This window comes from Pseudoalteromonas sp. S1608, assembly GCF_005887265.1.
Taxonomy (GTDB): domain Bacteria; phylum Pseudomonadota; class Gammaproteobacteria; order Enterobacterales; family Alteromonadaceae; genus Pseudoalteromonas; species Pseudoalteromonas undina.
This window is the reverse complement of sequence record NZ_PNDK01000018.1, coordinates 86,922-99,899: the sequence shown is the minus strand read 5'-3', so window position 1 is coordinate 99,899 and position 12,978 is coordinate 86,922. Positions and strand designations below refer to the sequence as shown.

General features: G+C 40.0%; 12 protein-coding genes. 9 read left to right on the top strand and 3 right to left on the bottom strand.

Annotated features, from left to right (window positions below; genetic code table 11):
- Positions 1-90 precede the first annotated feature (90 nt).
- Genes pilV through CWB75_RS08980 form a run of 5 tightly spaced genes read left to right on the top strand, consistent with a single transcriptional unit; the run spans position 91 to position 5,728 of the window.
- Positions 91-651, top strand: coding sequence for a type IV pilus modification protein PilV (pilV, locus tag CWB75_RS09000; RefSeq protein WP_138570452.1), 561 nt, complete (start codon positions 91-93; stop codon positions 649-651).
- A 1-nt stretch (position 652) separates the two neighbouring features.
- Positions 653-1,651, top strand: a complete 999-nt coding sequence (locus CWB75_RS08995) for a PilW family protein (protein WP_138570451.1) — start codon at positions 653-655, stop codon at positions 1,649-1,651.
- Positions 1,639-2,124, top strand: a complete 486-nt coding sequence (locus CWB75_RS08990; RefSeq protein ID WP_138570450.1) for a pilus assembly protein PilX — start codon at positions 1,639-1,641, stop codon at positions 2,122-2,124. The genes CWB75_RS08995 and CWB75_RS08990 overlap by 13 nt, the downstream gene beginning before the upstream one ends.
- Position 2,125: 1 nt before the next feature.
- On the top strand, positions 2,126-5,299 hold the full coding sequence (locus CWB75_RS08985) for a pilus assembly protein (protein ID WP_138570449.1): 3,174 nt from the start codon (positions 2,126-2,128) through the stop codon (positions 5,297-5,299).
- Positions 5,300-5,308: 9 nt separating this feature from the next.
- The gene (locus CWB75_RS08980) at positions 5,309-5,728 is read left to right on the top strand and encodes a type IV pilin protein (protein WP_055011717.1); all 420 of its coding nucleotides are present in this window, start codon (positions 5,309-5,311) and stop codon (positions 5,726-5,728) included.
- 200 nt (positions 5,729-5,928) lie between these two features.
- Here the strand turns inward: CWB75_RS08980 and CWB75_RS08975 are convergent, their stop codons facing one another.
- Positions 5,929-6,465, bottom strand: a complete 537-nt coding sequence (locus tag CWB75_RS08975; protein WP_138570448.1) for a GspH/FimT family pseudopilin — start codon at positions 6,463-6,465, stop codon at positions 5,929-5,931.
- 77 nt (positions 6,466-6,542) lie between these two features.
- Complete coding sequence (locus tag CWB75_RS08970) at positions 6,543-7,094, bottom strand: GspH/FimT family pseudopilin (protein WP_138570447.1); 552 nt, start codon at positions 7,092-7,094, stop codon at positions 6,543-6,545.
- 174 nt (positions 7,095-7,268) lie between these two features.
- On the opposite strand from CWB75_RS08970, the gene CWB75_RS08965 reads away from it, so the two are divergent.
- Positions 7,269-7,607 (top strand): P-II family nitrogen regulator, encoded by a 339-nt coding sequence (locus CWB75_RS08965; protein WP_008114445.1) that lies wholly within the window; start codon positions 7,269-7,271, stop codon positions 7,605-7,607.
- A 59-nt stretch (positions 7,608-7,666) separates the two neighbouring features.
- On the opposite strand, the gene CWB75_RS08960 is transcribed toward CWB75_RS08965, so the two are convergent.
- Entirely contained in the window at positions 7,667-8,431 is a 765-nt protein-coding gene (locus CWB75_RS08960) for an outer membrane protein assembly factor BamD (RefSeq protein ID WP_010391290.1), read from the bottom strand.
- Positions 8,432-8,572: 141 nt separating this feature from the next.
- Here CWB75_RS08960 and rluD point away from each other — a divergent pair, with 141 nt between their 5' ends.
- The 3 genes from rluD to clpB all read left to right on the top strand — a co-directional run bounded on the left by rluD (position 8,573) and on the right by clpB (position 12,957).
- Complete coding sequence (gene rluD / locus CWB75_RS08955; protein ID WP_010391291.1) at positions 8,573-9,550, top strand: 23S rRNA pseudouridine(1911/1915/1917) synthase RluD; 978 nt, start codon at positions 8,573-8,575, stop codon at positions 9,548-9,550.
- A 2-nt stretch (positions 9,551-9,552) separates the two neighbouring features.
- Positions 9,553-10,284 carry a peptidoglycan editing factor PgeF gene (gene pgeF, locus CWB75_RS08950; RefSeq protein ID WP_138570446.1) on the top strand — a complete coding sequence of 244 codons (732 nt, stop codon included), beginning with the start codon at positions 9,553-9,555 and terminating at the stop codon, positions 10,282-10,284.
- A gap of 96 nt (positions 10,285-10,380) precedes the next feature.
- On the top strand, positions 10,381-12,957 hold the full coding sequence (gene clpB / locus CWB75_RS08945; RefSeq protein ID WP_055011720.1) for an ATP-dependent chaperone ClpB: 2,577 nt from the start codon (positions 10,381-10,383) through the stop codon (positions 12,955-12,957).
- Positions 12,958-12,978 lie beyond the last annotated feature (21 nt).

Here is a 12,978-nt window from a genome sequence, read left to right as displayed (position 1 = left end):
CAACATTATTAACCGTTAGTCATGGTTCTAGTTGAATCTAATCTGTAATTGCATACACTTATTGTTAGATAATTATTATTTGGTTTTACTATGTATTTGAGTACGTTTAAATTGCAAAAAGGTTTTACCCTTATTGAAGTCCTAATTGCGTTTATTATTCTCAGCTTTGGTTTATTGGGCGCTGTAGCCCTGCAAGCAAAAGCAAAGCAAGCAAGCTTTGATTCAATGCAACGTGCTGCTGCTGTTGCGCTTGGTAATGATATTATTCAACGTATTCGAGCAAACGATACTTCGCAACTCGCGACCCTTTATGATGTAGAGTTTACCAGTGAAACCACTAAGAAACCGTCTAAAACATGTTTTACAAGCTCTTGTAGTAACGCACAAATAGCTAGTTTAGATATCGAGCAATGGAAACGTGCTATCCGAGCCCGAGAGAATACCGGATCACTTGATGGGGCAACTGTGTGTATTAACCCTGAAGTTGTAGGGGGGTCTGGGGGGAAAGCATATAACATAGAGGTTATTGTTTCTTGGCAGGGTCGCCAGGAATTTAAAGCGAGTGAGGCCACAGGTAAAATTAGCTGTGGTGTTGCAGATAAAAAACGTCGCTTAGTCGTGCTTAATAGCTATGTATACGTTAGGAGCTAAAATGAAGCAAACAGGATTTACACTCATTGAAATGATGATATCTCTATTTATAGGGGGATTAATTTTGGGTGGGGTAATGTTTACTTATATTGGTATGAAAGTAACCACCAAAGACACAATGACTATAGGTGAGTTACAAGAATCAGGTCGCTTAGCTATAAATATTATGCAACGTGATATTGAGCAGGTTGGTTTTTGGGGAACATTTTATGATGATTCTTTCACCGTTATAAACACATCATCATTGTCAAATCCTACAGGTGATTGCTTTGAAGGTCTCAATAACGGTAGCTTTCCTGATTTAACCAGCAGCAGTAACTTTAAAACTCTTTATGCAAAAACAGCTACCAGTTCAAGTGAACTTAATTGCGTTAATAACCCTTTAGCAGGCACTGATATCTTACAGGTTAAGTTTTTACAAGGAAACCAACTAGAAGTGGATGCCGCAGGTGTTAATGAAACGCAAAGTGATGAGAATTATTTTATTGCTGAGCAAGAAAGTGCTCGCTTTGAGCGAGGTGTTGTTGACCCTACTAGCATAAATATTAATGCGTCGGTATGGCCGTATAGTCATCACAGCTATTATGTTTCAGAGCAAACTTATACGGTAAATAATAAGAGTCTTACTGTACCTGCACTAATGCGAAAACGTTTGGTGGGAGGGTCTATAAACACTGAAACCATAATGGAAGGCGTGGAAAATATGCGTTTTGTTTTTGGTCTAGATACTACCAGCGACAGCCGTGTTGATACATACAAAAGCATCAATGATATGAATGCCAGTGACTGGGAAAACCGTAAAGGCATTTTAACAGTACAAGTTTTTTTATTGATCAGAGCATTGCAGCCTGATCCAGGTCTTAAAATTAAGAACCAAACGTACGTATTAGGGGAAGATGCTAATAGTCGCACTCTCACTTTTTCAGATAATTTCAGACGAACTGTTTTTACGACGACTATTCGTTTAAATAACGTGGGAGCAAATTTATGGCGTATTTAACGCAGATGAAAAATAAACAACAGGGCGTTGTACTTATTACAGCGCTTATTATGGTCATAGCAGTGACAGGAATTGCGGTTACTTTAATGAGCAGTAGTAGTATTGATATTAAAATTACCAACGCAGCCCAAGAGCGCGAGGTTGCAGAAAACCAACTAATTGGTGAAGTGCAGCGCATAATTGCTGACGAAGTCAGTAAAGGAGCTGCTAATCAGTTCTTTTTGACCCCTGAAGAAGTTTCAGACAAGGGTATTGTTATGGCTGAACGTGATGATATGAAAAGCAATATGATTAATTTAAACAATGGTGTACTCGATTTAGAATGCCCTCGTCGTTTTAGTTTTACTGCTGGTATCTCATGCAACATGCTACAAGTTTCAACAACCATAGAATATGGCTCTAAAAGTAAGCACCAGCTTACAATTGTGACCGGCGTAGCCCAAGAGATGGCTAGCATAAGTAAGGGGATTTAAAATGAAACTTACGTTAAAGAGAATACTCATTTCTATATTTAGTGTATTAATTAGTTTATCAGCGAATGGTGAAGACATTGAGCTCTATGTTAACCACAATGTGGAAACTAATGAAAAGCCACGTGTTATTATGATTTTTGATACCTCGGGCAGTATGGCCTGGGATGTGGTCGATGGAGAAAAGTGTTACAAAAGAAGCGGTAATAGCTATTACGAGGTTGATTGCTTTGAAAGTAAAGATAGCTATAAACGAAATGAGCAATGTTACAAAAGAACTAGTTACTACAATTATGAAGCCACATGTAGTGATAGTCGTTTAAGAGTTGCACAAAATGCGATTACACAGTTAGTGAACGATAATGATGATATCGAATTTGGTTTAATGCGCTTTAATGGTAGTAATGGTGGGTATGTACTAGCCAGAGTTGGTGCTGCAAAATCAACGTTGCTAAATAAAGTTGATGAGCTACCTGCCAGCGGATCAACCCCATTAACTGAAACATTGTGGGAAGCGTATTTATATATAACAGGCCAAAACGTTTACTATGGCGGTAATACTAATAATCGAGATTTTACCGCAGAGTCATCAGGAGTTTATAAATCACCCTTTGCCCCTGTAGCTGGTGAGCCATTACGTTGTGATAATAGTATCAACATTATTTTAATGACAGACGGCGACCCTACAAACGACTCTAACAGAAATAATGATATATATAATCTCCATGATGACTATTTTTCTGAAAATGCACCTGCTGTTAGTAATAGTTATTTAGCAGCATTGGCGAAAATTATCCATGGTACAGATGATGTAAAAGTTGATTTGTATAGCAAAACCAATAATGTGCTTGATATTGGACGTGTATTTCCTATTGGTTTTGGTACGGGTATGAGCAACTCAGGAAAGAACCTACTTACTGAGACAGCAAACTACGGCGGTGGACAATATTTACATGCAAATACTGCAGCACAATTATCAGACGCACTCAAAAATACGATTTCTCGTATTCGTGAAGTAAACGATAGTTTTTCATCGCCATCAGTGGCCAGTAATAACGTAGATCAAACTCGAAGCCGTGATGCTATTTATTTTGCAATGTTTTATCCAGAAACTGGTGCGCGCTGGCGTGGTAACCTCAAAAAGTTAAAAGTTTCAGGTAGTCAGATTGTTGACGCAACTAACAAGCCTGCTCTTAATAGCGAAGGTTTAATCTCAAAAGATGCAAAAACATTTTGGCTTCCTGCAGGCCAACCCGCTGATGGTAATGCTGTTGCACAAGGTGGTGTTAATCATTATTTAAGCACGATAGATCCGCTTGCTCGTAATTTATTTACGGAGAATCAAGGCTCTGTTGTTAGTTTTAATACTTCGGTTGTTAGTGACATTCTTAGCGGGGTTACCAATAACCCGTTGTCCCTATCTAGTCAAGATGTGAATTGGGCAAGAGGGGTCGACGTTGATGATGAGGATAAAGATGGTTCATCACAAGATCAACGATCTGATATTTTTGGCGACCCATTACATTCAAAACCTATTGCCATCGACTATGGCAATGATGATATACGAATTCTTATAGGAACAAATGCTGGGTTTTTACACATGTTTAAAGATGCTGGTGAGACTGTAAGTGAAAGCTGGGCGTTTATACCTTCAGCATTATTTGACATTATTAAACCACTCAGAAATAAACAAGCGGATAGTAAAGTATATGGTATGGACGGCCCTATCAGTGTTTACTTTAGTAATAAGAGTTTAAATAGCGAAGGTTTAAATGACGGTATTATAGATGCTAGTAAAGGAGATGCTGTTTGGGCTTTTGCTGGTATGCGTCGTGGTGGCAAGAATTACTACGGCTTAGATATTACAAACCCGAACCAGCCAAAGCGCCTTTGGAGCAAACCAATTGAAGGCGGCAAAGGCGACTTTACGGAATTAGCACAAACATGGTCAAAACCGCAAATAGCTTATATTAAAGCCTTTGGTAATAAACCTTTACTCGTATTTGGTGCAGGTTACGATATTAATAAAGACGCCGCAATTAGGTCTGAGGACACCAGCGGCCGGGGCATTTATATTGTTGAAGCAAAAACTGGCAGTTTAGTTTGGGCGTTAACCCCGGATAGCAATGGTTTTAAAGGTAAGCATAGCATTGCCGCTGATTTAACTACGCTTGATTCAGATTATGACGGCTATATTGACCGAATTTATGCTTCAGATACCGGTGGTAATATTTGGCGAATTGATATGCCAGGAGAAGATAGCAGCGAGTTCAGCCATTTCAAACTTGCAGAGCTTGGTAGCAATCAAAATACCCAAGATAGACGTTTCTTTTATAAGCCTTTAGTTGCGCGTACCTTGTTTAGTAAAGTAACAGAGACGACCATCAACGGTGATAAGGTTATTACCCGTTTAGATACTCCTTATGATGCTGTTGTTATCGGCAGTGGTAATCGTTCAAAACCAACGAATACAAATGAGCAAGATCAATTGTTTATGATCCGTGATGAAAATACGTTGACACGCTCATTTAAAATCAATGCGCCTGCTGCAATTAAACCATCCGACTTAATGATTATGAACGATGACCCGTTTGGTAATACTCTAGATGACATAGATGGTTTTAATCTTGTTGAAGCTGAGTTGGCAAAAAAGAAAGGGTGGCGCTATGAATTAGCCAAAGGTGAAAAGTCATTAGCTGCAGCTACTGTTGTTGGTGGGGTTGCTTATTTTACCTCTTTCACGCCAGCATCTGATGCCGTTGTAGAGAATCAATGTTCTTTAAGTGGGGGCGGTGGTGCGCTTTATGCGTTTCATTTGCATTATGGTACAAAAGTGTATGATCAGCTCAAATTTGCAACCAGTTATGACGTACCCGATACACCACAGCTTTATTTTGGTGCAACTAACTCTTGTACCGATTCGAACGGTGATGGAAAGTGTGATGATAATCCAGAAGAAGACGTTATCGAAGAAAGTCAGTTTTTTCTAATTGGTCCTGGAATAAAAGGTGAGCAAGCCGAAAACCCTCTTAAACCTGTAGAAATTACAGGACCTGGTTTAAAAGTGGTTGACGGTACAATCAAGCTGGTTAATGATAAAGAGCCCATTGGTTTTGGCTTTAAAACGCAGCAAACATATATTTATAAGCGTGAAGAAAACGACGAAATAAACAATTAAGGGCTGTATATGAACAAGACACAACAAGGATTCACATTAATTGAGTTAATGATCACAGTTGCGATTGTTGGCATCATTGCTGCAGTTGCACTGCCGAATTACACTGAGTATGTAAAAAGGGCATCACGCGCAGAAGCAGCATCTGCGCTGTTAGATGCGGCAAACAAGCAAGAGCAATACTTTGTAGATAACCGAGTTTATTCGACTTCGTTTAGCGACTTAGGTATTCAAAGTAAAACTGAAAACGGGCATTTTGAGTTGGCAATTAATGTGGTTGATAGCAATGAATTTACAATTACAGCTAAACCCATCGCTGGAGCGGTGAAAGGGGATGCTGATTGTACTGAGCTGTCTATTAATGACTTAGGCTTAAAAGGGGCTAAAGGCACCAAAGGTAAATCAGATATAAATTATTGTTGGGGTAGATAATGCAGGTAAACCTTACTCTGGATTATATACCCATCTCAAGTAGCTACTTTTAGCGCTAATTGCGTTGAATTTACTTGCAATAGTCCAGCTATTGACGCGAAAATCCACCTTGTTTTCACTGTGAGTCTCTGGCTATAGAAAATCCACCTAGCTATCACTATGATTCAATATATTAGTAAATCTCTTAACCAGAGTTCAGGTTAGTTATTTTTGCATCTATTTGTGGACTTTATCCGTATGCGACCTGTTTGACTTATAGAAAGAGCAAGCCCCTCAAGGCTTGCTTTTTCGTTATTTGGGCAATAGATAAAAGTACCGTTTTGAAAGCCATTTAAAGAGCCGTCAGGTCTAAAAGTTATTGCAGTGCGAGGGTACTCTAAGCTATCAGAGGGATGGGTATGTTCAAAGGTACTAATAAGACGTTCGTCATTATCCAAAGATGTTGACTTGTCATTATCAGTAAATAGTGACACACCCGTGTGCCACTCACCATCTAAACATTGTTTATCTTTTAAAGCGCACAGCGTTACGTAGCTGCCATGCTCTATAGCATAAAGACGTGCTAAATTAATATTTCGGTGTAATAAATTCACCTGATTATCAGCGCGATTGAGCGCCAAGAAATCAGGAACAAACCATAAAGAGAGTTGGCTCAGTATTGCTATAACTGAAATGGTTATTAGTAATTCTACTAGCGTAACGCCATCGTTTTTGTGAACACTTATAATTAACTTCATCCCTGAAGCCTTACATTGAACAGTCCATTATATTAGTTTAGTAAATAATCAAAAAACGACAAAGTATGAAATGGCTTTTAGCTGCAGGTTTGAGTTGTGTCACCTATATAAAAAGCAGTCCCTGATTGAGACAGTGTTAACCCTTTATTATTTTCATTAGTACCATTAGGGCAAAAAATAAAATTTCCAGGTTTAGTGGTGATACGACCGCTGGTGTTAAACCGTATTCGTCTATCTCCAGCTGTGAATGTTACCTTATCATTAAGGTTAATTTTTTCCATAACGCGAATTAAGCTGTCAGATGAGGAATTATATTGACCATCATTATCTGCATCAATAAAGGTAATAATAACTTTATTACGATCCCACCTTGCTCGGCATTGCATACTATCATCATTATTTTTAACCTCCGAATGCTGAGCTGCACAAATAACCACGATTTCATCAGTACTAGCTGCTTGTGATCGCGCAAAACTAATATTACGCTTTAGCTCCAATAAAAAGTTTTCGCCTCGGTTTTCTTCCAGCATATCGCTACTATTCCATATTGCAATACTCGCTATTATCGCAACAATAGCAACGGTAACCATTAACTCTAATAGAGTAAATCCTGTATGCTTGGTTTTCATATAAATCTCATTAACTCGATGATGTTGAAAGGTCAACAGACCCTAGTATAGTTATTTTTATTAAAATAATCATACCATGATTATTTTTCACCTGTGCTATTCAATCACTTTGTTTGCTATGAACCTCATGATTGTCTAAAATCGAGGCAACTGAGGCTTTCAAAAGTAACTAATATGAAAAAAATAGAAGCAATCATTAAACCGTTTAAGCTCGATGATGTGCGCGAAGCACTTTCTGATGTTGGTATTACGGGTATGACAGTAAGTGAAGTAAAAGGGTTTGGGCGTCAAAAAGGCCACACTGAGCTATACCGTGGTGCAGAGTATATGGTTGATTTTTTACCTAAGGTAAAGCTGGACATTGTGCTTGGTGATGAAGATGTAGAACGTGCTATTGATGTGATTGTTAAAACCGCACAAACAGGTAAAATTGGTGATGGTAAAATATTTGTCACTGAGGTAGAGCGTGTTGTTCGTATTCGTACCGCAGAAGAAGATGAAGACGCAATATAATCGTTGTCTTGAGTATAAAAAAGGCGCTACTTTAATTTAAAAGTAGCGCCTTTTTTGTGTTATTTATTTCTACTGTTAAATTTGCGTGTTTGCGCTGCATTATCACTTAATTCAGTTAACCCAAGCTTATCGTAGCTTTTTTCCATCATGGCTAATGCTGCATCTAGGTAGCTACTTTGTGAGTAGTGCTCTACCACATACTTGCCGCGATTCGCAGCTGCTAAATAGGCTTCACGTTCATAATAGTAAGTTGCAACCTTCAGCTCATAACGAGCCATACGGTTTAATAACCAAACTAAACGACGTTTTGCCTCCGGCGCATAGTCACTTTCTGGAAAACGTTTAACTAAGGTTGATAGGTCGGTATAAGCAACACGGGTGCGTTTAGCATCTCTGTCGGCTCTATCTACACCAAAGTATTCTTGGAAAGCATTTTTATCAGCTTTAATATTAACCAAGCCACGCATGTAATACATGTAATCTAAATCTTTGTGGTTTGGGTTTAAGCGAATGAAGCGGTCAATTGTCGCCAGTGCTTGCTCTGTATTACCTGATTGGTAATGTGCATACACTAAATCCATTTGTACTTGCTTTGAAAACGGGCCAAACGGGTAGCGAGAATCAATTGCCGTTAACAACTCAATTGCACGTGCGTATAAACCAGAATCAAGCGTTTGTTTTGCATCTTCGTATAGTGCTTGTGCTGATCTGTTTGGTACTCGTTGAATATCTTCTTGGTCAGGCGCAGACGAACAAGCTCCTAAACTAAGCACTGAAACTGAAAAAACAATGGCGAATGCACGTTTCCCTATTTTATTTATCATTTTATTTGTTACCTTCGATGTCTTCGGCTAGGCCAAGTGGGTAAAACCGAGTAAACTATGCGTATTATGTTATGCTTTTATTAAAAGCGATTCTAACCCAGTCAAGCAAAGCTTGCACTGGTAAATTGGGTAAAGTTACTAATGTCAGAGCAAATATCTCTCCAAGCCGAGGTCCCAACAGACTTAGGTGGTAAACGTCTAGACCAAGTATTAGCACAATTGTTCCCTGATTATTCACGATCACGGATAAAAACGTGGATTTTAGATGATAAAATCACCGTTGATGGCGAAATTTTCAACACCCCGCGTGAAAAATTACTCGGTGGTGAAGTTGTGGCTGTTGAAACAACAATAGAAGCACCTCGTGAATACGAAGCACAAGATATCAAATTAAACATCGTTTATGAAGACGATGATATTTTAGTGATCAACAAACCAATGGGATTAGTGGTTCATCCTGGTGCAGGCAATCCTGACGGTACGGTGTTAAATGCGTTACTTCATCATTTTCCAGACATTATCAACGTGCCACGCGCGGGTATAGTGCATCGTCTAGATAAAGACACCACAGGTTTAATGGTTGTCGCGAAAACGATTCAGGCACAAACTCACCTGGTGAAAGCCTTACAAAAGCGCGAAAATTTCACACGTGAATATGAAGCGTTATGTAATGGTACTATGACTGCCGGTGGTATGGTTGAAAAAGCGATTGGCCGCCATCCAACTCAGCGTACGCATATGGCAGTTCATGAAATGGGTAAACCAGCGATTACGCATTACCGTGTGGCAGAAAAGTTCCGTGCTCATACTCGTTTGCGTTTACGCCTTGAAACCGGACGTACGCATCAAATTCGCGTGCATATGGCGTACTTAAACCACCCATTAATTGGCGATCAATCTTATGGCGGTCGTCCTCGTCCACCAAAAGGAGCAACGCCTGAGCTGTTTGAGTTACTGCGTAGCTTTAAGCGTCAAGCGCTCCATGCTGTTAAATTAAGCATTGCTCATCCAATTACCGGTGAAATGATGACCTGGCAAGCACCTATCCCTGATGATATGGTTCAGATGACTCAAGCACTGCGTGAAGATACAAAAGCAAATCCAGACATAGCTAGTTAATTATGTCTGGCTTATCAGCTACATGGCAATCTATTCAGGGTGTAGGCACATTGAGTACTACACGGGATGGAGGCGTATCAAAGCCTCCATTTGATAGCTTGAATTTAGGATTGCATGTAGGTGATAACAACCAAGATGTATTAACCAATCGAGCGCATGTAAATAGCTACATACCTAATCCTGCTGTTTGGTTAAATCAGGTTCATAGCGCTGATGTAATTAGAGTGGATGAAGGGTTTGATTTTAGCCAAACTCTGACGGGGGATGCGCTTTACACGCAATTATATAATCAACCTTTAGCTATAATGACCGCTGACTGTTTACCTATTTTACTTACCTCAAGCGATGGCCTGGAAGTGGCTGCAATTCACGCCGGTTGGCGAGGGTTAGCGCAAGGGATCATTAATAATACAGTTAGCTATTTTAAGCATGCACCAACGAACTTACATGCTTGGTTAGGTCCTGCAATAGGGGCTGACCAATTTGAAGTCGGCCAAGAGGTCGTTGCAACATTTACAGCCAACAATCCAGCTTTGCATGATGCGTTTAAACCTCAAAATAACGATAAATATTTAGCTGATATTTATTACATAGCGCGTATTTTGCTAAACCAACGGGGTGTTGTGAATATTAGTGGTGGTGAATACTGCACGTTCTCTCAAAAAAATCAGTTTTTTTCTTATCGACGTGACGGCCAAACCGGTCGTATGGCAAGTTTGATCTGGCGCAAGTAAATTACTATTAAGTGATTATTTTTCCCTCAATACCTTGAACAAATCCGCTAACATACCCATTTATAAAGTAATTCGTTTTTTTATAGGTAAACCCCCATGCGTTTAGATAGATTTACAAGTAAATTTCAGTCTGCGCTTTCAGATGCGCAATCATTAGCGCTAGGTCGCGATCATCAATTTATTGAACCTGTGCATCTAATGTACGCTTTGTTAAAACAAAGTGGCTCAAGTGTGCGTGCCTTGTTTGCGCAAATGGGTATTAGTATTGACGAGCTCAATACCAAACTATCTCAAGAGATAGAAAAGTTATTTAAAGTGGAAGGTGTTGGTGGCGATGTGCAATTGTCAAACAACATGGTTTCACTTATTAATCTGTGTGACAAGTATGCCCAAAAACGCAAAGATAAATATATCTCAAGCGAACTGTTTGTTTTAGTTGCATGTGAAGATAAAGGGCCGCTTGGCAGTGTATTTAAAGCACTTAATATCACTGCTAACAAAGTTGAAACTGCCATAGAAGCAATTCGCGGTGGTCAAAAAGTTGATGATCCTAATGCTGAAGAAACTCGTCAAGCACTTGAAAAGTACACTATTGATTTAACTGAGCGGGCGGAGCAAGGTAAGCTTGACCCTGTAATCGGCCGTGATGATGAAATTCGTCGCACCATCCAAGTATTACAACGCCGCACCAAAAACAATCCTGTGTTAATTGGTGAGCCAGGGGTGGGTAAAACCGCGATTGCCGAAGGGCTTGCGCAACGTATTATTAATGGGGAGGTGCCAGAGGGCTTAAAAAATAAGCGCGTACTCTCGCTTGATTTAGGCGCGTTGGTTGCTGGGGCCAAATACCGAGGTGAATTTGAAGAGCGTTTAAAATCAGTTTTAAATGAATTGGCCAAAGAAGAAGGCCAAGTGATTTTGTTTATTGATGAAATTCATACCATTGTTGGCGCTGGTAAAAGTGATGGCGCTATGGATGCGGGTAACATGTTAAAACCTGCATTAGCACGTGGTGAACTTCATTGCGTAGGTGCAACGACCTTAGATGAATATCGTAAATACATTGAAAAAGATGCTGCACTTGAGCGCCGTTTCCAAAAAGTATTAATTGAAGAGCCATCGGTTGAAGATACTATCGCTATATTACGTGGTCTAAAAGAGCGTTACGAATTACATCACTCAGTGGAAATCACCGATCCGGCAATTGTTGCTGCAGCGCAGTTATCACATCGCTATATTAGTGATCGCCAATTACCTGATAAAGCAATTGATTTAATTGACGAAGCAGGCTCTTCTATTCGACTGCAAATTGATTCAAAACCTGAAGCCTTAGATAAGTTAGAGCGTCGTATCATTCAATTAAAAATTGAAGATAACGCCCTGGCTAAAGAAAAAGACGAGGCGAGTCAAAAGCGCCGTGCAGAAATGGTTGAGCTGATCACTGAGCTTGAAGTGCAATACCGTGAGCTCGATGAAGTATGGAATGCCGAAAAAGCGTCTTTGCAAGGTACGCAAGTCATTAAAGCCGAACTTGAACAAGCACGACTTGATTTAGAAGTGGCACGCAGAGCAAGCGATTTACAGCGTATGTCAGAGCTGCAATATGGCCGTATACCCGAGCTTGAGCGTAAGCTTGATTTAGCATCGCAAGCCGAAATGCAAGAAATGAGCTTACTTAAAAACCAAGTGGGTGAAGACGAAATAGCCGAAATTTTATCACGTTGGACCGGCATTCCAGTGGCACGTATGCTTCAAGGTGAGCGTGAAAAACTATTGCAAATGGAAGAGCAGTTGCACAATAAAGTGATAGGGCAAGATGAAGCGGTGGTTGCTGTGGCTAATGCCATCCGTCGTTCGCGTGCAGGGCTTGCTGATCCGAATCGTCCTATTGGCTCATTTTTATTCTTAGGACCAACAGGGGTGGGTAAAACAGAGCTAACAAAAGCATTGGCTGGCTATATGTTTGACACCGAAAGTGCCATGGTACGCATTGATATGTCTGAGTTTATGGAAAAACACTCAGTGGCGCGTTTAGTTGGTGCTCCTCCTGGTTATGTAGGTTACGAAGAAGGGGGCTACTTAACGGAAGCCGTTCGTCGTAAGCCGTATTCGGTTATCTTGCTTGATGAAATAGAAAAAGCGCATCCAGATGTGTTTAATATTTTATTACAAGTTCTTGATGATGGTCGTTTAACTGATGGTCAAGGACGTACTGTTGATTTTAAAAATACGGTTATCATTATGACCTCTAACTTAGGTTCAGACATTATCCAAGAGCAATCGGGAAGTAATGACTATGACGAGCTTAAAGCAAAGGTAATGGGTGTACTGCATAATGAGTTCAGGCCTGAATTTATTAACCGTATTGATGAAACAGTAGTGTTCCACTCACTTGCACATAGTCATATTAAAGAAATCGCAGATATACAGTTAAGTAAATTGCGTGAACGATTAACTGAGATGGGCTATTTACTTGAATTGACGGATGCTGCGCTTGAGCGGATTGCTGCCAGTGGTTTTGATCCGGTTTATGGCGCTCGCCCACTTAAGCGTGCAATACAACAGACCATTGAAAACCCGTTAGCACAAAAGCTGCTTAATAATGATTTTCAACCAGGCTGCATCATTGTTATTGATGCAAGTGGTGAGGGCTTAGAGTTTACTAGCCGATAATCTGAAGCACAGCAAAAAGCC

Excerpts from the sequence above, each read along its gene's own strand:
- pilV (WP_138570452.1), top strand. The coding sequence starts at position 91 with ATGTATTTGAGTACGTTTAAATTGCAAAAAGGTTTTACCCTTATTGAA.
- rluD (WP_010391291.1), top strand. The coding sequence starts at position 8,573 with ATGTCAGAGCAAATATCTCTCCAAGCCGAGGTCCCAACAGACTTAGGT.
- pgeF (WP_138570446.1), top strand. The coding sequence starts at position 9,553 with ATGTCTGGCTTATCAGCTACATGGCAATCTATTCAGGGTGTAGGCACA.
- clpB (WP_055011720.1), top strand. The coding sequence starts at position 10,381 with ATGCGTTTAGATAGATTTACAAGTAAATTTCAGTCTGCGCTTTCAGAT.
- CWB75_RS08960 (WP_010391290.1), bottom strand. The coding sequence starts at position 8,431 with ATGATAAATAAAATAGGGAAACGTGCATTCGCCATTGTTTTTTCAGTT.
- CWB75_RS08970 (WP_138570447.1), bottom strand. The coding sequence starts at position 7,094 with ATGAAAACCAAGCATACAGGATTTACTCTATTAGAGTTAATGGTTACC.
- CWB75_RS08995 (WP_138570451.1), top strand. The coding sequence starts at position 653 with ATGAAGCAAACAGGATTTACACTCATTGAAATGATGATATCTCTATTT.
- CWB75_RS08985 (WP_138570449.1), top strand. The coding sequence starts at position 2,126 with ATGAAACTTACGTTAAAGAGAATACTCATTTCTATATTTAGTGTATTA.
- CWB75_RS08980 (WP_055011717.1), top strand. The coding sequence starts at position 5,309 with ATGAACAAGACACAACAAGGATTCACATTAATTGAGTTAATGATCACA.
- CWB75_RS08990 (WP_138570450.1), top strand. The coding sequence starts at position 1,639 with ATGGCGTATTTAACGCAGATGAAAAATAAACAACAGGGCGTTGTACTT.
- CWB75_RS08965 (WP_008114445.1), top strand. The coding sequence starts at position 7,269 with ATGAAAAAAATAGAAGCAATCATTAAACCGTTTAAGCTCGATGATGTG.
- CWB75_RS08975 (WP_138570448.1), bottom strand. The coding sequence starts at position 6,465 with ATGAAGTTAATTATAAGTGTTCACAAAAACGATGGCGTTACGCTAGTA.